General features: G+C 68.2%; 26 protein-coding genes. 17 read left to right on the top strand and 9 right to left on the bottom strand.

Annotation, left to right across the window (positions count from 1 at the left end; genetic code table 11):
• Positions 1 to 139 precede the first annotated feature (139 nt).
• Positions 140 to 823 (bottom strand): outer membrane protein, encoded by a 684-nt coding sequence (locus BVIR_RS04115; protein WP_060832925.1) that lies wholly within the window; start codon positions 821 to 823, stop codon positions 140 to 142.
• 537 nt (positions 824 to 1,360) lie between these two features.
• Positions 1,361 to 2,101 (bottom strand): outer membrane protein, encoded by a 741-nt coding sequence (locus BVIR_RS04120; RefSeq protein WP_169788578.1) that lies wholly within the window; start codon positions 2,099 to 2,101, stop codon positions 1,361 to 1,363.
• Between the two features lie 275 nt (positions 2,102 to 2,376).
• On the opposite strand from BVIR_RS04120, the gene BVIR_RS04125 reads away from it, so the two are divergent.
• From BVIR_RS04125 to BVIR_RS04140, 4 genes are all read left to right on the top strand, one after another.
• Positions 2,377 to 3,150 carry a motility protein A gene (locus BVIR_RS04125; protein ID WP_055036558.1) on the top strand — a complete coding sequence of 258 codons (774 nt, stop codon included), beginning with the start codon at positions 2,377 to 2,379 and terminating at the stop codon, positions 3,148 to 3,150.
• 24 nt (positions 3,151 to 3,174) lie between these two features.
• Positions 3,175 to 3,996, top strand: coding sequence for an OmpA/MotB family protein (locus BVIR_RS04130; RefSeq protein ID WP_055036559.1), 822 nt, complete (start codon positions 3,175 to 3,177; stop codon positions 3,994 to 3,996).
• A gap of 327 nt (positions 3,997 to 4,323) precedes the next feature.
• Positions 4,324 to 4,662, top strand: a complete 339-nt coding sequence (locus BVIR_RS04135) for a rhodanese-like domain-containing protein (RefSeq protein ID WP_055036560.1) — start codon at positions 4,324 to 4,326, stop codon at positions 4,660 to 4,662.
• A gap of 281 nt (positions 4,663 to 4,943) precedes the next feature.
• Complete coding sequence (locus BVIR_RS04140) at positions 4,944 to 6,098, top strand: 3-hydroxyacyl-CoA dehydrogenase family protein (protein WP_060832924.1); 1,155 nt, start codon at positions 4,944 to 4,946, stop codon at positions 6,096 to 6,098.
• A 287-nt stretch (positions 6,099 to 6,385) separates the two neighbouring features.
• Here BVIR_RS04140 and BVIR_RS04145 read toward each other — a convergent pair whose 3' ends face one another.
• Positions 6,386 to 7,108: a retropepsin-like aspartic protease family protein gene (locus BVIR_RS04145; protein ID WP_082416667.1), complete on the bottom strand. Its 723-nt coding sequence runs from the start codon at positions 7,106 to 7,108 to the stop codon at positions 6,386 to 6,388.
• Positions 7,105 to 7,293, bottom strand: a complete 189-nt coding sequence (locus BVIR_RS04150; RefSeq protein WP_145911868.1) for a DUF1289 domain-containing protein — start codon at positions 7,291 to 7,293, stop codon at positions 7,105 to 7,107. Before BVIR_RS04150 ends, BVIR_RS04145 begins: the two co-directional genes overlap by 4 nt.
• Positions 7,294 to 7,447: 154 nt before the next feature.
• Between BVIR_RS04150 and BVIR_RS04155 the strand changes: the two genes are divergently transcribed.
• The 3 genes from BVIR_RS04155 (at position 7,448) to BVIR_RS04165 (ending at position 10,631) form a co-directional block, all read left to right on the top strand.
• Entirely contained in the window at positions 7,448 to 8,632 is a 1,185-nt protein-coding gene (locus tag BVIR_RS04155; protein ID WP_055036564.1) for an ISAs1 family transposase, read from the top strand.
• 356 nt (positions 8,633 to 8,988) lie between these two features.
• Positions 8,989 to 10,023 (top strand): nicotinate-nucleotide--dimethylbenzimidazole phosphoribosyltransferase, encoded by a 1,035-nt coding sequence (gene cobT, locus BVIR_RS04160; RefSeq protein ID WP_055036565.1) that lies wholly within the window; start codon positions 8,989 to 8,991, stop codon positions 10,021 to 10,023.
• Positions 10,024 to 10,229: 206 nt separating this feature from the next.
• Positions 10,230 to 10,631, top strand: a complete 402-nt coding sequence (locus BVIR_RS04165) for a lysozyme inhibitor LprI family protein (protein WP_055036566.1) — start codon at positions 10,230 to 10,232, stop codon at positions 10,629 to 10,631.
• Positions 10,632 to 10,833: 202 nt separating this feature from the next.
• Here BVIR_RS04165 and BVIR_RS04170 read toward each other — a convergent pair whose 3' ends face one another.
• Complete coding sequence (locus BVIR_RS04170) at positions 10,834 to 12,381, bottom strand: sensor histidine kinase (RefSeq protein ID WP_055038669.1); 1,548 nt, start codon at positions 12,379 to 12,381, stop codon at positions 10,834 to 10,836.
• 113 nt (positions 12,382 to 12,494) lie between these two features.
• Here BVIR_RS04170 and BVIR_RS04175 point away from each other — a divergent pair, with 113 nt between their 5' ends.
• The 3 genes from BVIR_RS04175 (at position 12,495) to BVIR_RS04185 (ending at position 14,639) form a co-directional block, all read left to right on the top strand.
• Positions 12,495 to 13,004 carry a thermonuclease family protein gene (locus BVIR_RS04175; RefSeq protein ID WP_082416669.1) on the top strand — a complete coding sequence of 170 codons (510 nt, stop codon included), beginning with the start codon at positions 12,495 to 12,497 and terminating at the stop codon, positions 13,002 to 13,004.
• A 265-nt stretch (positions 13,005 to 13,269) separates the two neighbouring features.
• On the top strand, positions 13,270 to 13,476 hold the full coding sequence (locus BVIR_RS04180) for a hypothetical protein (protein ID WP_055036567.1): 207 nt from the start codon (positions 13,270 to 13,272) through the stop codon (positions 13,474 to 13,476).
• 47 nt (positions 13,477 to 13,523) lie between these two features.
• Positions 13,524 to 14,639 carry an Mrp/NBP35 family ATP-binding protein gene (locus BVIR_RS04185; protein WP_055038671.1) on the top strand — a complete coding sequence of 372 codons (1,116 nt, stop codon included), beginning with the start codon at positions 13,524 to 13,526 and terminating at the stop codon, positions 14,637 to 14,639.
• 51 nt (positions 14,640 to 14,690) lie between these two features.
• Here the strand turns inward: BVIR_RS04185 and BVIR_RS16640 are convergent, their stop codons facing one another.
• A complete protein-coding gene (locus BVIR_RS16640; RefSeq protein ID WP_145911867.1) occupies positions 14,691 to 14,924 on the bottom strand; it encodes a hypothetical protein in 234 nt (77 codons plus the stop codon).
• Between the two features lie 207 nt (positions 14,925 to 15,131).
• Between BVIR_RS16640 and BVIR_RS04190 the strand changes: the two genes are divergently transcribed.
• Positions 15,132 to 15,329: a hypothetical protein gene (locus BVIR_RS04190; protein ID WP_055036568.1), complete on the top strand. Its 198-nt coding sequence runs from the start codon at positions 15,132 to 15,134 to the stop codon at positions 15,327 to 15,329.
• A gap of 55 nt (positions 15,330 to 15,384) precedes the next feature.
• Here the strand turns inward: BVIR_RS04190 and BVIR_RS04195 are convergent, their stop codons facing one another.
• Positions 15,385 to 15,813, bottom strand: coding sequence for a hypothetical protein (locus tag BVIR_RS04195; protein WP_055036569.1), 429 nt, complete (start codon positions 15,811 to 15,813; stop codon positions 15,385 to 15,387).
• Positions 15,814 to 16,154: 341 nt separating this feature from the next.
• Between BVIR_RS04195 and BVIR_RS04200 the strand changes: the two genes are divergently transcribed.
• Complete coding sequence (locus BVIR_RS04200) at positions 16,155 to 16,508, top strand: DMT family protein (protein ID WP_055036570.1); 354 nt, start codon at positions 16,155 to 16,157, stop codon at positions 16,506 to 16,508.
• An 84-nt stretch (positions 16,509 to 16,592) separates the two neighbouring features.
• Here BVIR_RS04200 and BVIR_RS04205 read toward each other — a convergent pair whose 3' ends face one another.
• On the bottom strand, positions 16,593 to 17,210 hold the full coding sequence (locus BVIR_RS04205; RefSeq protein WP_055036571.1) for a glutathione S-transferase family protein: 618 nt from the start codon (positions 17,208 to 17,210) through the stop codon (positions 16,593 to 16,595).
• Positions 17,211 to 17,272: 62 nt separating this feature from the next.
• On the opposite strand from BVIR_RS04205, the gene BVIR_RS04210 reads away from it, so the two are divergent.
• Positions 17,273 to 17,812 (top strand): hypothetical protein, encoded by a 540-nt coding sequence (locus BVIR_RS04210; RefSeq protein WP_055036572.1) that lies wholly within the window; start codon positions 17,273 to 17,275, stop codon positions 17,810 to 17,812.
• On the opposite strand, the gene BVIR_RS04215 is transcribed toward BVIR_RS04210, so the two are convergent.
• Entirely contained in the window at positions 17,799 to 19,832 is a 2,034-nt protein-coding gene (locus tag BVIR_RS04215; RefSeq protein WP_055036573.1) for a putative bifunctional diguanylate cyclase/phosphodiesterase, read from the bottom strand. The genes BVIR_RS04210 and BVIR_RS04215 overlap by 14 nt on opposite strands.
• A gap of 427 nt (positions 19,833 to 20,259) precedes the next feature.
• Here BVIR_RS04215 and BVIR_RS04220 point away from each other — a divergent pair, with 427 nt between their 5' ends.
• The 4 genes from BVIR_RS04220 to BVIR_RS04235 all read left to right on the top strand — a co-directional run bounded on the left by BVIR_RS04220 (position 20,260) and on the right by BVIR_RS04235 (position 26,052).
• Positions 20,260 to 21,606: a globin-coupled sensor protein gene (locus BVIR_RS04220; RefSeq protein ID WP_055036574.1), complete on the top strand. Its 1,347-nt coding sequence runs from the start codon at positions 20,260 to 20,262 to the stop codon at positions 21,604 to 21,606.
• A gap of 236 nt (positions 21,607 to 21,842) precedes the next feature.
• Complete coding sequence (locus BVIR_RS04225) at positions 21,843 to 23,045, top strand: pyridoxal phosphate-dependent aminotransferase (protein WP_055036575.1); 1,203 nt, start codon at positions 21,843 to 21,845, stop codon at positions 23,043 to 23,045.
• 210 nt (positions 23,046 to 23,255) lie between these two features.
• The gene (locus BVIR_RS04230) at positions 23,256 to 23,729 is read left to right on the top strand and encodes a DUF992 domain-containing protein (protein WP_055036576.1); all 474 of its coding nucleotides are present in this window, start codon (positions 23,256 to 23,258) and stop codon (positions 23,727 to 23,729) included.
• A gap of 274 nt (positions 23,730 to 24,003) precedes the next feature.
• On the top strand, positions 24,004 to 26,052 hold the full coding sequence (locus BVIR_RS04235) for an elongation factor G (protein WP_055036577.1): 2,049 nt from the start codon (positions 24,004 to 24,006) through the stop codon (positions 26,050 to 26,052).
• Positions 26,053 to 26,183: the final 131 nt, after the last annotated feature.

Here is a 26,183-nt window from a genome sequence, read left to right on the forward strand (position 1 = left end):
CGCGACCGGGGATGGGGTCCCTCGCGACGGGCTTGCTACCGAATCAGGCGCTGGCCCGATTGCGGGCCCGCCGTTGCCGTACGGTGGCGTGGAAGCCCCGGCCGGGGCCGGGGCTTCCATTGACCACGATAGCCGCGGCTCAGTAGCCGAAGCGGTAGTTGACGCCGACCTTCACGACGCTGACGTCGGTGTCGACCTTGTAGAGGTCGCCGCCGAACTCGGTGTTCTTGTTGCCGAAGTCGTAATAGTCGTACTCGACGAAGGTGGTCCAGTTCGGGGCGAAGGCGTACTCGACGCCGGCGCCGACGGTCCAGCCGTCGCGGGTCTTGCTCTTCTTCCAGACGTCGCCGGCGCCGTCGACGAAGGTGCTGTCGAGGTCGGTCCAGGCGGCGCCGCCCTTGACGTAGAACAGGGCGCGGTCGACGGCGTAGCCGACGCGGGCGGTGATGGAGGCGAGCCAGGTGGCCTCGTTCTTCAGCTCTTCGCCGTCGAAGCCGTAGACCTTGCCTTCAAGGTTGGAGCCGGAGATGTCGCCCTGCAGGCCGAGGACGATGTTGCCCATCTGGTAATTGAAGCCGAGCTGGCCGCCGCCGACGAAGCCGTCGAAGTCGGTGTTGAGCTTGCCGGCCGACCACGACGGCGCGGTCCAGTCGTTGGTGCCCCAGCCGTAGCCGACGTTGCCGCCGAGATAGAAGCCGGTCCAGTTGAAGGCATAGGCAGTCGGGGCCTGCACCGGGGCATAGCGGCGCGAGCTGAGGTCCGCGGCGGAGGCGGTGCCGGCGATCATGGTCGTTGCCAGGAGCGCAAGGGTGATTCGACGCATGGTAGTCTCCAGTAAATGGGCCGGGCCGACGGCGAAGTCCGCAAGACCGGCGGCTTGGTATTGGGTGTCCGCGGCACCACTGGCGCCGCGGGCGGTGGATTTCCTCAGTCAGCTCCGCCGAGCGCGGCGCCGGCGTCGACGCCACGGTCATTCCGAAGGACGGGCCGGGTGGGCGAATGCTCGCCGCCGCGTCCGCCGACCGCTGCCGACCGGGCAAGAGTGAATGCGACGGCATGGCTGCTGCGGGCCGCCCCAGTCGGGCGATCCCTCAGCGAAGATCCAAAACGCACACCAACGCGCCGCATGACCGTGTCCTTTCGGCTATGCGGCTGTTGTGGGCGAACGCGATTAAGCGCCGGTTACTAGGAAGAATTTTCCCATCGTTTGTGGCTTTGGCGCCACAGTCCGGAAACCAGCGGCCGGCGACGGGCGAGCCGCGGCTGGCGAGGGGCAGCGAGGGGGAACCGCCGTCGGACAAAAAAAGCCCCCGGCCTGAGCCGGGGGCTACGTTGCGTTGTTAACTGGTGGTTTCGGCAATCAGTAGCGCGCTGCAACCGCCGGAGCGGGCCCGCCGAACCGATAGTTGACGCCCAGCTTGACCGTGTGGATCTGGGCCTCTTCCTTGAAGTAATAGTCGCCGACGTAGTATTCGTGGCCGCCGCCGAAGTCGATGTAGTCGTATTCGAGCTTGACCGACCAGTTCGGCGTCCACGCCCATTCGACGCCAGCGCCGAGCGTCCAGCCAGTATGGGTGTCGTCGCGGTTGTCGTAGTAGACGTCAAGGAGGTCGTAGTTGCGTCCGCCGTCGCGGCCGCCCCAGGCGGCGCCGCCCTTGGCATAGAGCAGCCAGTTGTCCCAGGCATAGCCGATGCGGCCGGTCAGGGTGGCGATCCAGTCGACCGAGCTGCCGCGGCCGTAGTAGAAGAACGGGTCATCGATGTAATAGTCGTGGCTGGTGCCGAGGTCGGTCCAGGAGACGTCGCCTTCGACGCCGAACACCCACTGGCCGACCTGGTAGTTGAAGCCGATCTGGCCACCACCGAGGAAGCCGTTGTCGTCCTTCCCGCCGTAACCAGTGTAGGGAAAGCCGTAGTAGTCGTAATCGCTGCTTGTGTCGGCCCAGGCCCAACCGATGTGACCACCGAGATAGACGCCGGTCCAGTTGACTCCGACCGCGACAGGATAAGAGGCGACCGGCGCTGTGCGGGCGATGTCCGCCCCAAACGCGGTCCCCGTCAGCGCGGTCGAGGCGAGCAGCGCAAGTGCAAAGCGACGCATGTAAGCCTCCATTTAGGGTCTCCCAACCCGGGAAAAGTGGTACCACGCTGCTTCTCAACTTCGCCAGAGCCATTTAATCGGTGGTTGCAATTTCCCAGGGGGTGTTGCTCTACCGCAACAATGGACCGGTCGTTACGGCCTCCTTTGGCCGGAATTGGCGAAATGGCCGCAAATGTCCCCAGCGCTTACCCGGAATTAAGCCCGCACCGGGAACATGCCCCCTAAGCGGGACCCTCTTGCCATGGCGGTCCCAATGGGTTGGGAGCTGTCTGTCTATGGATATCGCCACCGCACTGGGTTTTGCGCTCGGCACCGGCGTCGTGCTGCTGTTGATGATGCTCGACGGCGACCTTGGTATGTTCGTCGACAAGCACGCCATCATCGTGATCTTCGGCGGCAGTACTGCGGCCACGCTGATCCGCTTTCCGCTGTCGACCATTCTTCACGGTTTGCCGATGGGGATAAGGTTCGCCTTCAACCTGCGGCGCATCACCTCCCACGATCTGGTCGAGCAGATTTCCCACCTCGCCGACGTTGCCCGCAAGCAGGGTCCGATCGGCCTGGAAAAAGAGGAGATCGAGGACACCTTCCTTGCCAAAGGCATCCGTTACGTTGCCGACGGGTACGACAGCGACTTCATTCGCGACAATCTCGAGCGCGACCGCGACAACTTCCTCACCCATCTGGATGAAGGCTCCAAGGTTTATCGCGGCATCGGCGACTGCGCACCGGCGTTCGGCATGGTCGGGACTCTGATCGGCATGGTGCAGATGTTCGCCAACATGTCCGACGCCTCCAAGCTCGGGCCGTTCATGGCGGTGGCGCTGCTGGCCACGCTTTATGGCGCGGTGGTGTCCAACCTGATCTGCCTGCCGCTCGCCGACAAGCTGCACGGCCGCCTGATCGACGAGGAAATCAACCGCTCGCTGATCATCGATGGTGTGCTGATGATCCGCGATTCAAAGAGCCCCGGCGTGGTGCGCGAGATGCTGATGGCCTACCTGCCCGAGCACAAGCGCGACGAGCTTGCCGAAGCAGCGGCCGCGTGACGACGCGAGCGGAAGGGCGAGACCATGGCTAGGAAAAAAGGCGGCGCCCACGGTGGCGGTCACGGCTGGTACGTGACCTTCGCCGACCTCATGGGCTTGCTCATGATGTTCTTCGTTACGCTCACCGCGTTCTCGACGCTCGACAAGCCGAAGCTGCAGATCGTCGCCGGGTCGATGCGGGAGGCGTTCGGCACCCAGACCCAGTTTCGCACCACCGGCATGGTCGAGGTCGACGGCCTGCCGACGCGCACGCGGCTGAAGAACGTCGGTCGGGTCGATCCCAACGACGTGTCCGACACCGCTGCACCGCACGATCCCGACCTGCCGGACAACGGCATCCGCTCGCGCGACCTCGAATTCGCGCTGGCCGCGGCCTCGCTGCGCCAGGCGCTGCAGGACCTGCCGGAAATCTCCGAGGCGTCGAAAAACGTCATCCTGGAGGAGACCAAGCAGGGCGTGAACATCTCGCTGGTTGACCAGGACGGTCGGCCGATGTTTCCGGAAGGCATGAAGGAGCCCTTTGAGCGCGCCCGCCGCGTGCTGGCCAAGCTGTCGGTGCCGCTGAAGCAGATGCCCTACCGCATCTCCATCGCCGGCCACACCGCGGCGACGCGCACGCCGCCACGCCCGGGCTACGGCCCATGGGACCTCTCCACCGATCGCGCCAATGCGGTGCGGCAGATCCTGGAGGAATCCGGCGTGCCGAGCTCGCAGATCTTCGCGGTCACCGGCAAGGCCGACACCGAGCCGATGTTCCCGGACGATCCCTACCTGTCGGCCAACCGCCGGGTGACTCTGACGCTGATGAAGGAAGCGCCGCCGCTGCCGCCGGGGTTCGCCCCCTGACGCCGCGCCGCCGGCGTCCGCGGTCACCACGGGGCTGGGGCCGATGGAGCGGGCCGGCCATGCGGGGTGGCGAAAATGTGGTGCGGCGATGAGATTTGCCGGCCGGGCGCTGGCATTGGAGAAATTCCATTTAGATACTGCTGAGCATGTGGGCGCACATTCCCGGCGTCCGCGGATACAGATGTGGGCGTTGAGCCACAGAGCGCTTTCCGCAGGCCTGGTGCCGGGGTTGCGAGAGAAAACGCAACGGCCCAAGATGTTGGCGCGCCAGTCCGATGCAGCCGGCTCGGCCGATGAGCCTGGATCGCTGGCGCGGTGGAGGCAGGCATGACCAGCCACGATCCGCGCCGCGTGCGCGATCTCGATCCCGATGCCGTCGCCGATGCCCTCGCCGCTGGCGACTGTGTGCTGGTGGACGTGCGCGAGCCGGCCGAGATTGCCCGCGGCATCATCGAAGGGGCGGTGACGATGCCGCTGTCGACGTTCGACCCGACGCAGATCGTCGTGCCGGCCGGATGCAACGTGGTGTTCTACTGTGCGGCGGGCGTGCGCTCGGTGCGGGCGGCGCAGGTGGCGCAGGCGGCGGGGTTCTCCTACGACGCTCATCTCGCCGGCGGCGTGAAGGCGTGGCTCCAGGCCGGCAGGGCGGTCGTTGTGCCATCGTGACGCGGAGATGCGGCGCGACCGCCGCCGATCGCGCGGTTCGGTTGCGGATTTTCACGGAATATTTGATTTCAGGCGGCAAAATCCGCCAGCCTCAACGACCCGGCGCGTCGGTGACCGGGACCGCTGGTGCAACATGATACGAAATGCGGCCGATCAGGCCGGCGTTTCATCGTGTGGTTGCCGGAAATCCTCGTTCGACCAAGGATTTTTTGGCGAGGTCGTTTCCGGGATCACCCCTGATCGACCGGAAACCTTATGAGGTCCACCGCGGAGAAGCTGCGATGATCACGCGACGTCTTGCTATCGTGGGTGCCGGCTCCATCGGCACCGGCATCGCGATCAACGCCGCCCACCACGGCGTTCATGTCGTGTTGATCGACACCAGCGCCGCGATCGCCGAGCGCGCCAAGCGCCGCGCCGCCGAGGTGTTCAGCCGCTTCGTTAGCAACAACGGCATGAAGGAGCGCGAGCGCGCCGCCGCGCTGTCGCGGATAGAACCCAGCACCAGCATCGCCGACGTCACCCGCGCCGACGTGGTGATCGAGTCGGTCTACGAGTCATTCGCGGTGAAGGCGGCGGTGTTCGACGAGATCTCGCGCTTCGCCCAACCAGACGCGCTGATCGCCACCAACACCAGCGGGCTCAGGGTGTCGCGGCTCGCCGCCCACGTCGCCAATCCCGGACGGTTCCTGGGGCTGCATTTCTTCTCGCCGGCCGAGATCAACCCGGTGGTCGAATTGGTCAGCGCCGAGCGCACCACCGGGGAGACCGCGGACCTGGCGCGGGCGCTGCTGCAGGCCACCCGGCGGGTGGTGCTGCCCTGCAAGGATTCGCCGGGCTTTGCGCTCAACCGCTTCTTCTGCGCCTACAGCAACGAGGCCGCCCGCCTGCTCGGCGAGCGGGTCGGCACCGTCGGCGAGATCGAGCGCGCCGCGGAGGATGCGTTCGACGCCGCCGCCGGGCCGTTCCGGGTGTTGAACCTGATCAAGCCGGGCATCAATCTCGACGCCATCCGCAATCTCGCCGAGCTCGGGGCGTTCTACGCGCCGGCGCCGAAGATGGTGGAGATCGGCGAGACCGGCGGCACGTTCGAGGTCGACCGGCCGCTGGCACCGATGGACGAGGTCCAGTACGACACCGTGATCCGCCGCGTGCGCGGCGCCACCTTCCTGGCGGTGCTGCAGGAGCTGGACGAGGAGGTCGCCGACGCCCGCGTCCTCGATACCGGCGCCAAGCTGGCGTTCAAGTTCTCCCGGCCGCCCTGCGCGCTGATGGACAGCCTTGGCCGCCGCGCGGTGGAAGCGCTGGTGGCGCCGTTCGTGGCACGCTACGGCGTGGCGATGCCGGTCAGCATCGCCCTGGTCGGCCGGCTGGCTACCGACCGCACCATGGTGCGCGACGGGGCGACGCGGGTGCAAGGCCGCAGCGCGTCTTAATATACCGCGACGCCGATGAAATCCCCTTCGCCAACTGATGTCGGCGCAGGCGCGCAGGACGGATTCCTTCGGAGACGCGGTATACCAGTGGCCCTGATGAGCGACCTTTCTCGGCCTCATGCTGAGGAGGCTGCGCAGCAGCCGTCTCGAAGCATGGGCCGAAGGCCGCCGTCAGCGTCGCCTCATCCTTCGAGACGCGGTCTTGCGACCGCTCCTCAGGATGAGGCGAGCTGGCGTCGGTGAAAGCTGCGATCGGAACCGGCGGCCGGCTGGCGCCGCGGTTGATCTCAGCTGCTCGGGCGGCCGCGCAGCACCAGGCGGTCGCCGCGCACCTCGTAGGAGTCCAGCCGGTTGAGGAAGGTCATGCCGAGCAGGCTGGTCTTCAGGCTGTTGCCGGATTCGGCCACTAGAGCCGGCACGCGGCGGGCGACGATGTCGCCGACGGTGAGTTTCTCGATCACGATCGAGGCGGCCTTGGTGCGGCCGTTGGCGGTTTCCACCACCACGTCGTAGCGCAGGAAGTCGAGCGGCAGCCCGGCGGCCTTGGCGGCGTCGACCGTCAGCACCACCGCGGTGGCGCCGGTGTCGACGATCATCGGCACCCGGCGGCCGTTGACGTCGGCCCTCACCGTGAAGTCGCCGCTGCGGGTGCGCGTCAGCTCTACCTGCGGCGCCTCGCCCGGATTGCCGGTGAGCGTGCTGGGCAGGGTCCAGCCCACCACGCGGTGGCCGAGGCCCAGCAGGTCGGCACGGTAGTTGTAGGCAAACGCGATCACGCTGGCGAGGCCGACCCACACCAGGATGGTGCGCAGGGCGTCGATCAGCTGGCCGCGGTAGATCAGGAACACCAGGGCGCCGATCGCCACCACCAGCGAGGCGCGCCAGGTCACGTCGGCGATTTCGGTGAACGGCACCCCGCCGATCTCGCCGACCTGGTTGCGCGCGCCGAAGGCAAGAATCAACGCGGCGACCGCCGCCACCAGCACGGCAAGGGGACGAGCGGCGGTCACGGCACAGCCTCATCGCGGCCGAGCCGGGCGAGGCGCTCGGGCAGCACTGCCATCACCCGGTCGCGTTCGGCTTGAGACATGGATTTCCAGCAGGCGATCTCGTCGAGGGTGCGGCCGCAGCCGATGCACAGCTTCGCGGCGGGGTCGAGGGTGCAGACCTTGGTGCAGGGGCTGGCGAGCGTCATCGGAGAGTCCGGAGAATTCCGCGCGACCATACCCGCTGCGCGCCGGAGCGCAATCGCGGCGATTGTGGGTCCAGGGCGCCGAACTCGGGTTAACGGCGGTTTCGGGGTTGCGGAAGGTCTGATTCGATGAGGGGCCTCGATTCGGAGCCCCGCCATGAGCCTTGATGGCCTGAGCCTTGATGCCCTGCTTGTCCCTGAGAAGTCGCGCCTGAAGGTGCTGCTCGACCACCTGTCGGTGATCGAGGACCCACGCGAGGCGTGGCGGGTGGCTCACCCGCTGCCGGAGGTGCTGCTACTGGTGGTGTGCGGCACCTTGGCGGACTGCGACGACTACGAGGGAATCGCCGAGTGGGGCGAGACGCATCTGTCGTTTCTGCGCCGCTTCCTGCCCTACCACCACGGGGTTCCGGGGGCGCGTTGGCTGACCCTGCTGATGAACCGCATCGACCCGGACCTGTTCGCGGCAGCGTTCACGGCGTGGGTTCGGGAGAGCTGGCCGGATCGCCCGGACCTGGTGGCGATCGACGGCAAGACCTCGCGGCGCAGCCACGACCGCGGGGCCGGCAAGGCGCCGCTCCATCTCGTCTCGGCGTTCGCCACCACCCGCCGCCTGGTGCTCGGCCAGGAGGCGGTCGCCGACAAGAGCAGCGAGACCACGGCGATCCCCCTCCTGATCGAGCGGCTCGCCGCCGCCGGCGGCCTCGACGGCACCCTGATCTCGATCGACGCCATCGCCACCAATCCGACCATCGCCACCGCCATCCGAGGCGCCAAGGCCGACTATCTGCTCGCCGTGAAGGCCAACCAGCCGACCCTGCGGGCCGAGATCGAGAGCTTCTTCGCCGAGACGCCCGCGGCCGAGACCGAGAGCGTCACCGACCTCGACAAGGGCCATGGCCGCATCGAGAGCCGCACCGTCACGGTTGCCCGCGAGGTCGATTGGCTGAAGGGGGACCGGCGTTTTCCCGGCGAATTGCGGCTGCCCGACGTCGCCACCATCGTGCGCGTCGCATCGCGCGCCGAGCTCGCCGACCGCTGCCGTTTCGAGACCCGATACTACGTCTCCTCGGCCGCGCTCTCGGCAACCGCTGCCGCCGAGGCCGTGCGAAGCCACTGGGCGATCGAGAACAGCCTGCACTGGGTCCTCGACGTCACCTTCGGCGACGACCAGTCCCGCCTGCGCAAGGGACACGGCGCCAGGAACATGGCTGTCGTCCGCCACTTCGCCTTCAATCTCCTACGCGCCGTCACCGACAAGAAAAGCCTCAGGCTCAGGCGAAAGCGCGCCGGTTGGGACCCCGAATACTGTGCTCAAGTCCTCGGACACAGGACGCGTTAACCCGGATTCGGTGCCCTGATTGTGGGTCTGGTTCGAGGCAGCGGCCGGTGCCGCGGCGCCGGCCCGGAGCCATGCAATCCTGCACGGGCGAGCCGCCTTGCGTCCCGTTCGCACCCGCGATAGGTCCTCCGGCACCCGTCTTCCGGGGAACCGGATGCCGTGCGCCGGGCGGCTTTTGCGCCGGGCGGCGTGCTTTCGGCATCGTCGGCCGGCCGATTCGGATGTGACGGCGCCAGCCGCCGCGGGGCCTCCTCGCCGGCGGACCGGCGGCCGCACCCCCGGCGCCGCACCGTCTCGACGACGCGCGGCAGGCGGGCTGCGGTCGACCTCCAACCCTCTGCTGGAAGTAAAGTCGAATGTCCGAAGCTTACGCACCCACCGGTCTGCCGTTTGACGACATCCGCCGGCTCGTCGCCAACATGCCTGGCCCGGACCAGGAGGCGGTGGCTGCCGTTCGCGCCCGCGATGCCGAGCTGACCAAGCCGCCCGGCTCGCTGGGCCGGCTGGAGACGCTGGTGGAATGGCTCGCCGCCTGGCAGGGCACCGGCACCCCGGCCATCGAGCGGCCGCTGGTCGCGATCTTCGCCGCCAGCCACGGCGTCACCGCCCGCGGCATCTCGGCGTTTCCGGACTCGGTCAACCGGGCGATGCTGGACAACTTCACTCACGGCGGCGCCGCCATCAACCAGCTCTGCAACACCTACGGCCTGGGGCTGAAGGTGTTCGAACTCGCCATCGACCAGCCGACCCCCGACATCGTGGTCGAGGCGGCGCTGAGCGAGGCCGCCTGCGCCGCCACAATCGCCTATGGCATGGAGGCCACCGCCAACGGCACCGACCTGCTCTGCGTCGGCGAGATGGGGATCGGCAACACCACGGTCGCGGCGGCGATCTACCACGCCCTCTATGGCGGCCAGCCGCAGGATTGGGTCGGCCCCGGAACCGGCCTCGACGCCGAGGGGGTGAAGCGCAAGGCCGAGGTGATCGGCGAGGCGGTGACGTTCCACCGCGCCGGCGCCGGCGATCCGCTCGAAGTGCTGCGCCGGGTCGGCGGCCGCGAGATCGCCGCCATCGCCGGCGCCATCCTCGCCGCCCGCCACCAGCGGGTGCCGGTGATCCTCGACGGCTTCGTCACCACCGCCGCGGCCGCGGTGCTGCACGCCATGGACGCCGCGACGCTCGACCACTGCCTTGCCGCCCACTGCTCGGCCGAGCCGGCCCACGTCGAGGTGCTGCGCCGGCTCGGCAAGCCGCCGCTGCTCAATCTCGGCATGCGGCTGGGCGAGGGCTCGGGCGCGGCGATCGCCGCCGGCGTCGTCAAGGGCGCGCTGGCGTGCTGGCGCGACATGGCGACGTTCGCCACCGCCGGCGTCGCCAAGAAGGAGCACTGATCCGAAATCCTGCCGGCCAGGCGACACGTCGAGCTCCCGGACAGAGCAATGCCAACGGCATCTTTAGCGGGTGCCAACATCCTGGCTATACCCTAAGATGAAACCGGCGTTCCGGTCCGGCTGGCGCAGACGTCTGCGCACAGCAGTGCCGGCGGCGGACGCTTTTGCTGCGACGCCGATGCAGCGACGCCGAAAGGAGCAGCAAGATGACGGGACGACTGCTTCTGGCCGTGGTGACCGGCCTGATGGCCCTGCAGGGGGCCGGTGCGGCACAGCAGGGCGCCAGCGGCGCCTGCCGGAGTCTGGAAAAATCTGACGCTGCGCTGAACGCGGCCTATTCGAAGGCGCTGGCCAAGCTCGGCGACGACAGTGCTGCGGTGAACAAGCTGACCGTGGCGCAGCGGAACTGGCTCAAGTTTCGCGACGCTCATGTTGAGTCGGTCTTTCCGGCCGACGACAAGCGGGCGGAATACGGCTCGGCGTTCCAGGACTGCTCTTGCGCCATCGTGCTGGAGCTCACCCAGACCCGACTGCACCAGCTCGAGGCGTGGTCGGTCGGGATCCCGGAGGGCGACGTCTGCATCGGCAGCAGACCGGTGAAGAACTAGCGCACTCTGCCGCAACAGGGGATGCCGGTTGCAAAAAGTATGAGATAGATCAAAGGCTTAGAGCATCCGCTTGGTGCAATCGAATCGGCGGACGCTCAAGAGCGTCTGCCTGCCGTGGCTTAAGCGATATGCGCGTCATGATACGGCGTTCGGCCGATTGGCACGGTCGGCCGAACGCTTGGCGCCGGTCGCGGCCAGCCGATCAGAACAACCCGAACATCTTGTCGGCGTTCGCCGGGTCCTCGGCGGCGGGCCTGGGCTCGGACGAGGGCACCAGCGGCACCGTTTCGGCCACCGGCGGCAGCGCCGCCATCACCCGGCTGGCCGGGAAGGTCACCAGCACCTCGGTGCCCTCGCGCACCTCCGAGGCGAGGTTGAAGGTGCCGCCGTGGAGATCGACCAGATTTTGCACGATCGGCAGGCCGAGGCCGGCGCCCTGCTCGGCGCTCTTGATGGCGTTGGAGCCCTGGCCGAACGACGACAGCACCACCGACAATTCGTTTTCCGGGATGCCGGGACCGTTGTCCTTGACCGCCAGATATTGGCCGCCCGACGCCGTCCAGCCGATCTTGATAACGATCTCGCCGCCCTGGGGCGTGAACTTGATGGCGTTGGACAGCAGGTTGAGCACGATCTGGCGGAGCGCCCGCTCGTCCGCCCACAGCGGCGGCAAATTGGTCTCGTAAAGCTCGATGAGCGTGATGCCGCGGGTCTTGGCCCGCATCGCCATCAGGTGAACGCAGTCCTCGGCGACGCCGACCAGCGGTACCGATTCCTCGTTGAGCTGGTAGCGGCCGGCCTCGATGCGCGACAAATCGAGGATCTCGTTGATCAGGTTGAGCAGATGCTGGCCGGAGTTGTGGATGTCGGAGGAATATTCCTTGTAGGTCGGCACCTGGTGGGGCCCGAGCACCTCGCTCTTCATCACCTCCGAGAAGCCGAGAATGGCGTTGAGCGGGGTGCGCAGCTCGTGGCTCATCTGGGCGAGGAAGCGCGACTTGGACAGGCTCGCCGCCTCGGCGCGGCGCGCCGCCTCGTCCGAACGCGCCATCGCCTGTTCCAGCTCGCCGATCAGCGCTTCCTTCTCGGTGCGCGCCTCCAGCATCGCCAGGGCATTGGCGTGGATGTGGCGCGCCAGGATGTAGTAGTAGAACTGGCCGGCCGCGGCGATGCCGGCCAGGACGTAATCCTGCGTCCGGCCGGATGCGAGGTAGATCGCCACCAGCGCCACCGTGATCGGCAAGGTGCCGGCGATCGCCGCGCTCGGCAGCCCGGCCGAGAGCATGATCAGCACGGTGGTGATCAGCAGCAGCGCGAACAGCGAGAACTCGCCGGCGCCGGGGGCACCGGAGGCGTGCAGCTGAGTGACGTGGAGCACCCACGACAAGCCGAACAGAAAGTCGAATGCGGTCAGCACCACCCGCACCCGCCGCACCCGCGCCGGGTCGGCTTCGGAACGCAGGAAGGAGCGGCACGCCAGCAGCGTGAGGCCGTGGATGAACAGCACCATCAGCGTCCACAGGCCGGCCTGGAACATGCCGGTCCACAGGACGGACGACAGTCCGATCACCACGATCACCGCCGCCATCGGCAGCGCGGCCGACTGCCGGCTGGTGGCGAACAGCCGCGTCAGCTCCAGATCGAATGCGGGCCGGGTTCCGGTGGTCGATGTCAGGCGGTCGCGCGCCTCGCGCACGCGTCGCGCGGTCGCCCGCCGCCGCTCGCTGGCAGCGCGCGCAGCATCTTCCATCTCGCGCCGCTCCGAGCCGCTCGCCGTCACCGCGCCATCCCCATTGCGCACACGCTGCGAGAGTGGGCGATGATGGTTAACGTCTTCCTCACGGATATGGTTAACCTTCCGCGATGATCCGGTCTTTTCGCCGCCTGCCGTTACCGCTCGACCTGTTCGGTGCGATCGCGCTGATCGTCGGATTGGCGTGGCTGGCGCTGCTGTGGCGGGGCGAGCCCGGCGAGGTGGCCGGCTTCGCCCGGGTGATCGACGGCGACAGCCTCGCCATCGACGGCCGCGACGTCCGGCTGTTCGGCATCGACGCGCCCGAGCTGCACCAGCTCTGCGAGCGCGGCGGCCGGCCGTGGCCGTGCGGGGAGGCGGCGAAGCGGCGGCTGGGCGAATTGGCCGCAAGCCGCTTCGTGCGCTGCACCGTGCGCGACACCGACCGCTACCGCCGGGCGGTGTCGGACTGCCGCGCCGGCGGCGAGGACCTCGGGCAGCGTATGGTCGAGGCCGGGCTGGCGGTGGCGGAGCGCGGCTATTTCACCGCGGAGGTTGCCGCGCGCGCCGCCGGCCGCGGCATCTGGGCCGGCGGTTTCGAGCGGCCGGCGGAGTGGCGGCGGGCGCACCGCGGGCACTGACACAGGTTGCGGCCGCTGACGCCGAAACCGGCATCCTCCCGCCGAAAATCATGTGTCCGAGCAAGGGTTTTCGGCAACGTTGTGTGTGGGATCACCAAGGGATCGTCCGGACACCGCATCGTACCGGCCGCCCCGGATGCTGACGCAGGGGGTTGTCATGCCCGGCCCAAGATCCTGCCGCGCGCCGAGGCAGCCTGCCTTGGCCTTGGCTGAAATCCCGCTGCCGCCTCTTTACGGACGGCACGGCGGTCCCCATGTTCCCGGTATGGGACGAAATTACATCATTCTCGGGCTGTGCGCCCTGCTGGTGGTGGTGTCGGCGTTCGCGTTCAGCGACCCGGAGACCGCCTCGCGGTATTATGAGATGCGCCGTTCGGTCACATTGAGCGAGGACGTCCAGACCGTCGTGATGGCGTTGCTGGTGGCCGGCATCGGCGGTTATCTCGCGTGGCATTATCTGAAGCGCGATTGATCCGGCCGGGTATCGCCGCCTCGTTGTTGCTGATCCTGGAGGATTCCATGTCCGTCGCCGCCGAGCAGGTGCGCGCCCGTCTTGCTGCGATCCAGGTGCCGGATGGCCGCCCGCTGACCTCTTCGGGGGCGCTGTCGGACATCGTCGTCACCAACGGCAAGGTGTTCTTCTCGCTGAGCGTCGGCGCCGCGCAGGCCGCGGCGTGGGAGCCGGTGCGCCGCGCCGCCGAGGCGGCGGCCAAATCGGTGCCCGGCGTCGCCGAGGCCTATGTCGCGCTCACCGCCGAGCGCGACTCCGCCGCCGGCCGCGCGCCGGGCGGCAAGCCGGCGCCGCAGCCCGCCGCCGGCACCCGCCGCGGCGGCATTCCCGGCGTCCGCCACATCATCGCCGTCGCGTCCGGCAAGGGCGGCGTCGGCAAGTCGACCACCGCTGCCAATCTGGCGCTGGCCCTGCGTGATCGTGGCCTCGCCGTCGGCATGCTCGACGCCGACATCTATGGCCCGTCGATGCCGAAGCTGCTCGGCATCCGCGGGCGGCCCGACATGGCGAGCGGCCGCATGCTGCGCCCGCTCGACGGCTACGGCCTCAAGGTGATGTCGATCGGCTTCCTGGTTGCCGAAGACACCCCGATGATCTGGCGCGGGCCGATGGTGATGAGCGCCATCACCCAGATGCTGCGCGAGGTCGAATGGGGCACGCTCGACTGCCTGGTGGTGGACATGCCGCCGGGCACGGGCGACGCCCAGCTTACCATCGCCCAGCAGGTGCCGCTGGCCGGCGCGGTGATCGTGTCGACGCCGCAGGACCTCGCCTTGATCGACGTCCGCCGCGGAATCGCCATGTTCGAGCGGGTCGACGTGACCTCGCTCGGCATCGTCGAGAACATGAGCTACTTCCTGTGCCCCAATTGCGGCACGCGCTCTGACATTTTCGGTCACGGCGGCGGCCGCGTCGAGGCGGAGCGGCTCGGCGTGCCGTTCCTCGGCGAGGTGCCGCTGCACATGACCATCCGCGAGACCTCCGACGCCGGCCGCCCGGTGATGGTGGCCGAGCCGGACGGGCCGCACGCCGCGATCTATCGCGCCATCGCCGAACAGGTGTGGGCGCAGCTCACCACCGGCTCGGTGGGGCGGCCGCCGCCGAAGATCGTCATCGAATACTGATCGCGTTCCGCACGCGAGCGGCGTTCTCGGCGGCGTTACCGCGCGCGGACGTTACTTTTGTCGGGAAACGATTTGCTCATCGCCCAATCCGCTGTCCGAGCGCACGCCGGTTTGAGCGCGGCTTGCACCCTGCGATGATTGCGCGCACGGGCGCTGCATCCGGCTCGGCAAGAATCCCGTTGTCGAACAACGGTTTTCGGCGACGTCGTTCGCCGCAATCGCGACGCGATGTTCTGCAAACCGCACGATGCTGGGCGGCGCTGCGCGATCGCGATGGAACTTCACCAAAGCAGCTCCGTTAACCGGTGGTTAACTTCAACGGCGGCGTCAGCCGCCCGTTGGTTCCGGCGGCCGCAACGGCCGCGTCTTGGAGGGCCGCCGTGTCTGCGCCGAATGGTCGGGCGATGGCGGCGATGCCGCATCGCAGCGGTATCGGACGTTCGACCGCCCGCCGATATCGCGGCGCCTTCCCATTCAAGGGAGAACGATCAAATGTCGGTTCACAAATTCGATGTGGGTGACTATGTGCGGTTCGCCGGCAGCGGGCGCGATCCGCTGCGGGCCAACGGGGTGTTCGAAGTGTTGCGGCGCCTGCCGCAGGAAACCGGCGACCCGCAATACCGGCTGAAGGGCAAAGGCGAGCCCTATGAGCGCATGGCGCGCGAAAGCCAACTCGCGCGGGCGAGCTGACCGCTCGCAGCGATAGCCGTTACGGGCTTCGGGAGCGCCGCTCCCGGAGCCGGGCTCACGCCTCGGTTCTCGGCCCGGCCAGCGCCATCGCTGCCGGCACCGCGGCGATCCACAGCAGCATCGGCGCGAACAGATCGCCCTTGGCCAGGGCGACCAGGGCGAGGGCATCGGCCATCGCGCCGCTCGGTGGCCTTCCGGCGAAATGCAGGATCAGCTCCACCACCAGCGTCAGCGCGAGCCACACCGCGCCGATCGCCAGCGCCTCGATCATGCGCGGGCGCATCACGCGGGCGCACCGCGCCGCCACGGTGCACAGCAGGATGATGGCGAGAATGCTGGAAACGGGCTTGGCGACGTCGCCCAGCCAGGGTTCGAGCGCGGCCTTCTGGAACACCCCGTTGGCGAGGGCGATCGCGAACATGCCGAACCACACCGCGGCGGCGACGGCATAGAGGCGAGGGCGGGTCAGGATGGTGCGGATCATGTCAGGCGAACAGTGCAATCGGTGAGGCGTCGCTCTTCGATCCCGAAAAGGCTCACGCTGGAAACCCGTCGAAGCTACCGCCGCTCGCCCCGTTAGGGAAGTCGGGTCGGCAAATACAGGCGCGGTTGCCGCCGTCCGCGCCGGAGCGGGGCGGGCCCACTCTCCCATGCTAAGCGTTTGCCTTTAAACGCACAATGGCCGGCCCGCGATCGCCGTTGTGATGGCGTGGGGGCGATGGCGTTTCCGTCCGGTTTTGCCCGCCGGGCTGCGCCGGCGCCGGATGAGGCGACAGCCGGGCCGCGGTGGGGCAGGGTGGCGCCGCATTCACCGTGAGAGTCGCGATGACGAGCCTGACGTCCCCCTACGTCGCACCGATCCTGCTTTTGATCGGCTCCAATGTGTTCATGACCCTCGCCTGGTACGGCCACCTTCAGTTCAAAAGCCACTCGCTGATCACCGTCATCCTGGTGAGCTGGTCGATCGCGCTGATCGAATACTGCATGGCGGTGCCGGCCAACCGCCTCGGCCACGCGGTCTATTCGGCGGCCCAGCTCAAGACGATCCAGGAGGTGATCACGCTGACCATCTTCGCGGTGTTCTCGGTGATGGTGCTGAAGGAGCAGCTCGGCTGGAACCACCTGTTCGGCTTCGCCCTGATCGTGGCCGGAGCCACGCTGATCTTCCGCGGCTCCTAGAGCATTTTTCGCACACGCGGCGGCCGGTTCTGCGGAAAAGCGCGACAGTTCATGGCCTTGGAGCATCCGCCGCCGTGACGGTCCTCACGGTGGCTCGGCCACCCAGTCGATGCCGATGTGGCGGGGCTGGGCCTTGACCCGGTCCAGCCAGGCCAAGACGTTCGGGAAGGTCGCGAGATCGAAGCCGCCCTCACCGGCGACGTGGGTGTGGGCGAACAGCGCGATGTCGGCGATGGTGTAGCGGCCGGCGGCGAACCACGCGGCGGTGGCGAGATGGCGCTCCATCGACATCAGCGCGGCGTAGCCGCGTTCCATCCAGTCGTCGAAATGGTCGCGCCGCAGGTCGGCGCCGCCGCGGATCGACAGCCAGAACCGCGGCTGGGCGAGATAGGTCTCGTGGGAGTTCTGCTCGAAGAACATCCAGCGAAGCACCTCCGCCCGCTCCCACCGCCCGTCCGGGAACAACGCGGTGGCCTCGGCGATGAAGCACAGGATGGCGTTGGATTCGGCCAGATAGCCGCGCCCGCGCATCTCGAGCAGCGGGATGCGGCCCTCGGGGTTCTTGCGCAGGAAATCCGGCGTCCGGTTCTCCCCGCGCAGGATGTCGACGTTGACGAGCGTGAAGGGGATTTCCAGCTGGTTGAAGGCCAGCCGGACCTTGTAGGCGTTGCCCGACTGCTGCATCGAATAGAGCGTGTACACGGACGGAGTCCCCCGTTGACCTATCGCGCCGGCGCCTGGGCCGGCGCAGTCAGGCATCAGACATGACGACGACAGCCGGCCTCATCTTCACCGCCATCATCGTCGGGTTCATCGTGGCGGTCATCCTCTACCGACGCCAGCGGATCGAGTCGTTCCGCCGCGCGGTGCTGGCGCTGGGCGGCAGCACGACCCGTCCCGGCCCGCTGCCGGGCACGGTGGACTGGGCGGGGACGGAAGTGACGGCGGCGCGCGCCATCGAGATCGTGCCGGGGGTGCCGGCGACCTTCATTGCGCTGATGCGCTCGGCGGCGCCGGCGGCGTCGGAGGACTTCGGCACCACGCGGGCCGATCCGTTCCTGCTGCTCCGGCTGCCGGCCGAGGCGATCGCCGACGATGCGGCGTTCCGGCGCGCGCTGGCGGCGAGGGTGCCGCTCGACGGGGTGGTCTATGACGACACCGACCATGCCGTCGTCATGGTGCGGGCGCTCCACACCGGGGCGAAGGTGACGGCGTTCATCGAGGCGGTGCGCGCCGCGCTCGATCCGGCGCCGCGCCCGGCCGAGGGCTGGCGCGGCGCGGTGCCCCCAATCAGCGGGCGGTGACGAGCTGGAGCGCGGCGCGGCGCGGCGGCGGGTCGCCAAAGGCGGACAGCAGCACGGCGCGCATCAAATAGGGCGCCACCTCCGCCTCGGGCAGCGGCCGGCTGAAGTGAAAGCCCTGCAGGAAGTCGCACCCCATCCCGCGCAGCAGCGCCGCCTGCTCGGCCATTTCGACGCCCTCGGCGGTGACCTGCATGTCGAGGGTGTGGCCGAGCGCGACGATGGTGCGCAGGATGTGGGAAATGTGCTGGTCGCGCGCTTCCCAGCCGATCATGAACGAGCGGTCGATCTTGATCTTGTCGAACGGGAAACGCCACAAATAGCCCAGGCTCGAATAGCCGGTGCCGAAGTCGTCCATCGCCGTCGACACGCCAATCGCCCGGAGGGTCTGAAGCTGCCCCAGCACGCTTTCGGTGTCGCGCAGCAGCAGCCCCTCGGTGATCTCCAGTTCGAGGCGATGGGGATCGAGCCCGGACGCCGCCAGCGCGTCGGTGACGATCCTGCACAGGTCGGCGTTGGCGAACTGCGCGGGCGACAGATTGACGGCGACGCCCAGCGGCTGCGGCCAAGCCGCCGCGGCGGCGGCGGCGCGGTTCAGCGCCCAGGCGCCGATGGCGTTGATCAGGCCGAGGTCCTCGGCAATCGGCACGAACACCGTCGGCGGGACGTAGCTGCCGTCGGGCCGCGGCAGCCGCAGCAGCGCCTCGAAATAGGCCGGCCTGCCGGTGCGCGCACGCACCACCGGCTGGAAATGAAGCTCGAACGCCTCGTTGGCGGCGGCGTCCCGCACCAGGGCCTCGAGTTCGTGGCGGCGGCGGATTTGCGCCTCCATGCCGACCTCGAACAGGCAGACGTCGGCGCGCACGCCGGGCGAGCAGGCCGATTTGAGCGCAAGCTCCGAACTGTGCAGCAGCGCTTCGGCGGTGGTGCCGTGGGCCGGCGCGATGGCAAGGCCGATCGAGGCACCGCAGACGAGGTCGAGGCCCTTGACCACGAACGGGCGGTCGAGCGCATCCTTCAGCCGGCGGGCGAAACGCAGCGCGGTGGCGGGCTGCTCGATCTCGTCCTGGATGATCAAAAAGCCGTTGCCGCTGATGCGCCCGACCAGATCGCACTCGCCGATGGCGCCGCTCAGCGTCTCGGCGACGGCGCGGATCAGGCCATCGCCGATGTCGTAGCCGTGCTCGTCGTTGATGCGCCGCAGCTGGTCGATGTCGATGTTGTGGATCGCCAGCGTGTGGCCGCTCTCGGGCAGCCGGGCCAGCCGCTTCGACAACCGGGCGAGCAGCGTCGCCCGGTTCATCAGCCGTGTCAGCTCGTCGCGCTGCGCGAGGAATTCGTTGCGGACCTGTGCGACCTTGCGCTCGATGGCGAGGAACTCGGCGGTCTGCTCGGCGGCCTCCTTCTGGCGCGAGCGGACCTGGAGCACGATCGCCGGCGCGGCGAATGCCAAGGTGATCAGGGCCGCGAACGCCATACCGACCATCGACAGCAGGCGGTCGAAGCCGGCGCTCTTTTCGGTCTGGTCGACATAGGCCTTGAACACGCCGGCAACCGTCCCGCGCACCAGGATCGGCTGGTAGGACACGGCGAACAGTGACTTCGGCGCCAACGGGTCGGTGTGCTCCAGAACGGTTTTGGGGTGGGCGGTGGCGGCGACCTCGCCGGCGACCGGGTCGACGACGGTGCCGCCGGTGCGCACCTGGCCCTCGATCTCGTCCGAGGTGAGGCGGATGTGGCCGGCGGTGTCGCACAATTGGTAGCGCACGATGCGCATGCCGTGACGGTGGGCGGCCAGGAAGGCGGCGCTGCCCGGCAACGGCGCCCGGCCTGCGGCAATGTCGGCGAAATCGGGGAGGTTCAGCGCGAAATGGCGCTTCCAGTTGGCGACCGCGGATTCAGCATCGGCACGGATCAGCCTCTCGACGGTGACCTGGACGAATGCCAGCGTGGCTCCGGCCAACAGGACGACGCCGGCGAACAGGCCGATGAAGAACCAGGCGCCGGATTTCCGAAACGTCATGTGCTCGCCTCACTCAGGTCGGTACAATGCCACGGCGTTGGAAATAATCGGTTACGGTAGCGGCGAATTGCGGCCGTCCGTTTCAAATTTGTTGGGCGCCATGGCGAAATATTTCCATCGGCGGCGGGGAGTTGCCTAGGGGGTGCCGCCGTTACGTGCGCCGGGCTGCATGGGTGTTGTTACCGATCTTTTACCTGCGGCCGCGCGATCCGGGCGGTCATCCTGCAGCTTTTCGATGCAGTATGACGGCGGATGTGTGCGATGACGTCGAAACGGGCGACCAGCGGCGGGATCAGCCGAGCATTTTTTGTCGGCGGCGCCGGACGACGTTTATTCGAGGTTGAAACAAGACTTCGGACGATTTGGCGGTCTTCACGCTTCGGTAAAGTCGCTGGCGTAACTCTGGTGAAAAATCCGGAGTGGTCTCATGGTTGCCGATACTGCACTGGCGAAACGCGCTGCGTTCATCCGCATTGATGATGAGACCCGTCGGCATCTGCGCGAGCTGAGCCCGGTGGTGGCGGCGTGCATGCCGCCTGCGCTCGACAAGTTCTATCAGCACATCGCCGCGACGCCGGACATGGCCCGGCTGTTCCGCTCGCCCGAGCGCATCGCCCATGCCCGCATGCGCCAGATGCAGCACTGGGCGCTGATCACCGAGGCCACGTTCGACGAGGCTTACGTCGCCTCGGTGTCCAGCGTCGGCCGCACCCACAACAAGCTCGGTCTGGAGCCGGGCTGGTACATCGGCGGCTACACCTATCTCATCAACGAGGTGGTGGCGGCGCTGCTAGGCCGGGCGTCGAGCTGGTTCGGCGGTGGGCCGTCGGCGGACATTCGCGGCAAGATCGCGGCGTTCGTGCAGGCGGCGATGCTCGACATGGACTTCGCCATCAGCGTCTATCTGGAGGAGAGCCGCCGCGAAAAGCAGGAGGCGCTGGCCCAGATCGCCGACTTGTTCCAGTCCTCGATCGGCACCATCACCACCACCGTCGATGCGGAGACGCAGGACGTGCACCGCAACGCCAATGAGATGGCGGCGACCGCCGACACCACCAAGAAACGCGCGATGACGGTCGCGGCGGCGGCGGCGGAATCGAGCGCCAGCGTCGGCTCGGTCGCGGTGGCGGTCGAGCAGCTGTCGTCCTCGATCAACGAGATTTCGTCGCGGGTGCAGGTGGCCGCCGCGACCGCTAGCTCGGTTGCCGACCGGGCGCGGGAAACGCGCGCGGTGGTGTCTAACCTGGTCAAGGTCGCCGACGAAATCGGCGGCATCATCACCCTGATCAAGACCATCGCGGCGCAGACCAACCTGCTCGCCCTCAACGCCACCATCGAGGCCGCCCGCGCCGGCGACGCCGGCCGCGGCTTCGCGGTGGTGGCGAGCGAGGTCAAGACACTGGCCGGCCAGACCACCAAGGCGACCGAGGACATCGAGCGCCAGGTCGGCATGATCCAGACCGTGACCACCCAGACCGCGACCTCGATCGAGGAGATCAACGAGGCCAACGCCAAGGTCAACGAGGCGTTCGCCTCGATCGCGGCGGCGGTCGAGCAACAGTCGGCTGCCACCCAGGAGATCGCGCGCGCGACCGGGGACGCCGAGGCCGGCTCGCGCAACGTCGCCGGCGAGATGAACGAGGTGCGCGGCGACGCCGAAACCACCGGCCAGGCCGCCGGGCAGATGCTGACGGCGAGCGCGACGCTGGCCAGCGAGATCGAGCGGCTGCGGACGGAAGCCACCGCCTTCCTGAACCGCATTCGCGCAGCGTGAGGGCGGCCTGACGCCTTGGGCCGATGCGCAGGCGTGATCGGAAAGGTCACGGCTTTTGATCGCGCGCGGGCTGGAACGGCAGAGGGTGCCCAACTTCGCGGCGCCGGCCCATTTTTCCTTGCCTGCCCAGGCCGCCGCGACTAGGGAAGACCGCTTGGCCGGGCCGGTTAATGCCGGCCGGCCAAGGCCAGTCGCCCCGTTCCGTCCCATCGTCTCAGTTTTGCAGGAGTGCCGCCATGGGCTTCCTCGCCGACAACCTGTCGCGCATCAAGCCGTCCGCTACGATCATGCTGACCCAGATGGCGCGGGAGCTGAAGACGAAGGGCAAGGACGTCATCTCGCTGTCGGTCGGCGAGCCGGATTTCGACACGCCCGACAACATCAAGGAGGCGGCGATTGCCGCCATCCGCCGCGGCGAGACCAAGTATTCGCCGGTGCCCGGCATTCCGGAGCTGCGCCAGGCGGTCGCCGACAAGTTCAAGCGCGAGAACGGCCTCGACTACAAGCCGAGCCAGGTCATCGTCGGCACCGGCGGCAAGCACGTCATCTTCAACGCGCTGATGGCGACGCTGAACCCCGGCGACGAGGTGATCTGCGTTGCGCCCTATTGGGTGAGCTACCCGGAGATGGTGGCGCTGTGCGGCGGCACCCCGGTGCTGGTGTCGGCCTCCCAGCAGCACGATTTCCGCCTTCGGCCGGAGGACCTGGAGCGCGCGATCACGCCGCGCACCAAGTGGATCATCCTCAACTCGCCGTCGAACCCCTCGGGCGCGGCCTACAGCCGGTCCGAGCTCAAGGCGCTCACCGATGTGCTCAAGCGCCACCCCCAGGTGTGGGTGCTGTCGGACGACATCTACGAGCACCTGACCTACGGCGATTTCGAGTTTGCCACCGCCGCCCAGGTCGAGCCGGAGCTTTACGATCGCACCCTCACCATGAACGGCGTGTCCAAGACCTACGCCATGACTGGCTGGCGCATCGGTTTCGCCGGCGCGCCGGAGCGGCTGATCAAGGCGATGGACATGATCCAGGGTCAGCAGACCTCGGGCACCTCGACCATCTCGCAATGGGCCGCGGTCGAGGCGCTGTCCGGCCCGCAGGACTGCATCCCGCGCTTCAAGGCAGCGTTCCAGCGCCGCCGCGACCTGGTGGTGTCGATGCTGAACCAGGCCCGCGGCCTCAAGTGCCCGACGCCGGAGGGCGCGTTCTACGTCTACCCGTCCTGCGCCGAGCTGATCGGCAAGAAGACGCCGGGTGGCAAGGTGATCGCCTCCGACGAGGACTTCGTGATGGAGTTGCTCGCCACCGAGGGCGTCGCCACCGTGCACGGCTCCTCGTTCGGGCTAGGGCCGAACTTCCGGGTGTCCTACGCCACTTCCGACGACAAGCTGGAGGAGGCCTGCCGCCGCATCCAGCGTTTCGCCGCCTCGCTGACGTAAGCCCGCCGTCGCCGCGTGGCGCGGCCGGCCGCACGACGCTGAAACCCGGTTGCTAAGCCGGGTTTCGCTTCCCTGGCCTTGTCTGATCCGACGTTGGCGTGCCGGGGCCACCGCGGGCTTGACCGGGCGCCGCGAATAGCGCCGAAATAGCGCAGGTCCGCTCGCGCCCGAGCAGGGTCCACCGCCGTCGTTGGCTCAGGAGATCTTTTCATGAAGCGTCGTCTCGCCGCCGCTGCGCTGGCGGTCATGGCTCTCACTGTGCCCCAGGCGGCGCGCGCGCAATCGCACGCCGAGGTCGGCGTGCTGGAATGCGTGTCGGCCGGCGGCACCGGCTTCATCATCGGCTCGATCCGCGACGTGACGTGCGTGTTCCGGCCGGGGCCGAACCAGCCGGGGCGGCCGGAGCAATATGTCGGCACCATTCGCCGCTTCGGCCTCGACATCGGCGTCACCGAGCGCACGGTAATGGTGTGGGGCGTGCTGGCGCCGAGCCGCGTCATCGGCCGCGGCGATCTGGTCGGCGATTACGCCGGGGTGTCGGGGCAGGCGACGATTGGCGCTGGCGTCGGCGCCAACGTGCTGGTCGGCGGCTCCAACCGCACCATCTCGCTGCAGCCGGTCAGCGTCGAGGGCTCGCTCGGGCTCAACATCGCGGTCGGCGTCGCCGGTCTGGAACTGCGCTGAGTCGAAACGCGGCGCCCGCTGCCGTTTCCCGAGTTGGAAGGACCCGCCGCGAGGCGGGTCTTTTGTTGTGATCGATGTTGTGTTCAAGCAAAGGCGTTCAGTTACCGCCGGCCGCGACAGTCGTGGTTCACACTAGGTGTTTCCCCGCCGCGGGTCCGTATCAGCTTTGCTTGCGTCGACCGCAGCAGCCTGAAACGATGGCAACTCCCGACGCATTTTTTGGCACCAGCCCGCCGGATCGTTGGTTTTCCGCCGGGCAGCGGAGGTGGTCCACATGCCAAGCAACAGCGAAGCGAGAAGTCCCCGATGCATTGCAGTGGTGGGGCCGTTCCAGAGCGGCAAGACCACGCTGCTCGAGGCGATCCTGGCCCGTACCGGGGCCATTCCCCGGCAGGGCTCGGTCGACACCGGTTCGACCGTCGGTGACGGCTCCAAAGAATCCCGACTCCACAAGATGACGGTCGAGGTCGGCGTCGCCAGCACGACCTTCCTCGGTGAGAATTACACCTTCATCGATTGCCCAGGTTCGGTCGAGTTCCTCCACGACATGCGCGCGGCGCTGCCGGCGGTCGATGCCGCGGTGGTGGTGTGCGAAGCCGACGAGCGCAAGCTGCCTCAGCTCGCGATGGTGCTGCGCGAGATCGAAGAGCTCGGCGTTCCGCACCTGTTGTTCCTCAACAAGATCGACAAGGCCGACAAGCGCGTCCACGACACGCTCGCCGCGTTGCAGCCGGCGAGCCGGGTGCCGCTGCTGCTCCGCCAGATCCCGATCTGGCACGACGGCATCGTGATCGGCTACGTCGACCTCGCGCTGGAGCGGGCGTTCGTCTATCGCGAGCATTCGGCCTCCCAGGTGGTGCCGCTCGAAGGCGACGAGCTGTCGCGCGAGAAGGAAGCGCGCTTCCAGATGCTGGAGCGGCTGGCCGACCACGACGACGCGCTGATGGAGCAGCTGCTCGAAGAGATCGAGCCGCCGCGCGACCGGGTGTTCGACGATCTCGCCAAGGAGCTGCGCGAGGGCCAGGTGACGCCGGTGCTGCTCGGCTCCGCGCTCAAGGGCAACGGCATTCAGCGCCTGCTCAAGGCGCTGCGTCACGAGGTGTCCGGCCTTGCCGACACCACCAGGCGGCTGGGCCTGACGCCCGGTGCCGATACGGTCGGCTATGTGCTGAAGACGCTGCACACCGCCCACGGCGGCAAGATGTCGATCGTGCGCGTGCTGTCCGGCCAGGTCGCCGACGGCGCGACGCTGATGGGCGCCAAGGGCGATGCCGCCCGCATCTCCGGCGTGTTCAAGATGCAGGGGCAGCACACCGAAAAGCGCGGGCCGGCCATCACCGGCGAGACGGTGGCGCTCGGCAAGCTCGACCCGGTGGTGACCGGCGACACCGTCACCTCCGGCAAGACGCCGCTGCCGCCGCTGGCGGAGATCAAGCCGGTGCCGCCGGTGCTGGCGATCGCCGTCGCCGCCCGCGACCGCAAGGACGATGTCAAGCTCGGCCAGGCGCTGAACAAGCTGGTGGAGGAGGATCCCTCGCTGGTGCTGGTGCACAACGCCGAGCAGAGCGAGATCGTGTTGTGGGGCCAGGGTGAGATGCAGCTTCGCGTCGCCGTCGAGCGCCTGCAGGACCGCTTCCAGATCGCGGTGACGTCCCATCCGCCGCGGGTCGGCTATCGCGAGACCATCCGCAAGGGCGTGGTGCAGCGCGGCCGGCACAAGAAGCAGTCGGGCGGCCACGGCCAGTTCGGCGATTGCGTGCTGGACATCCAGCCGCTGCCGCGCTCCTCGGGCTTTCAGTTCGCCGAGAAGATCACCGGCGGCGTGGTGCCGCGCCAGTACATTCCCTCGATCGAGGAGGGCGTGAAGGACGGCCTGAAGGAGGGCCCGCTCGGCTTCCCGGTGGTCGACGTGGCGGTGACGCTGGTCGACGGCTCCTACCACACCGTCGATTCGTCCGACATGGCGTTCCGCACCGCCGGCCGCGTCGGCCTGGTCGAGGCGCTGCCCAACTGCCAGCCGGTGCTGCTGGAGCCGATCCACCACGTCGAGGTGTATTGCCCCAACGACGCCACCGCCAAGGTCAACGCCATCCTGTCCGGCCGCCGCGGCCAGATCCTCGGCTTCGAGCCGCGCGCAGACTGGCCGGGCTGGGACGTGGTGCGGGCGGAGATGCCGGAGGCTGAGATCGGCAACCTCATCGTCGAGCTGCGCTCGGCCACCGCCGGCGTCGGCACCTACACCACCCGCTTCGACCACATGGCCGAGCTGGTCGGCCGTGCCGCCGATCTGGTGATCGCGGCGAAAAAGGCCGCTGCGGCGTGAGACCATAAAGGAGACGGGCGGCCGCCCGTCTCTCGTCGTCCCGGACGGCGCGAAGCGCCGAGCCGGGACCGCCCTCCGGAAGGGGCTTTTTCCTGCACACGATCCCGGGTCGCGCGGCCAGAGCCGCTTGC

The organism is Blastochloris viridis (genome assembly GCF_001402875.1).
In the GTDB taxonomy this organism is placed as follows: domain Bacteria; phylum Pseudomonadota; class Alphaproteobacteria; order Rhizobiales; family Xanthobacteraceae; genus Blastochloris; species Blastochloris viridis.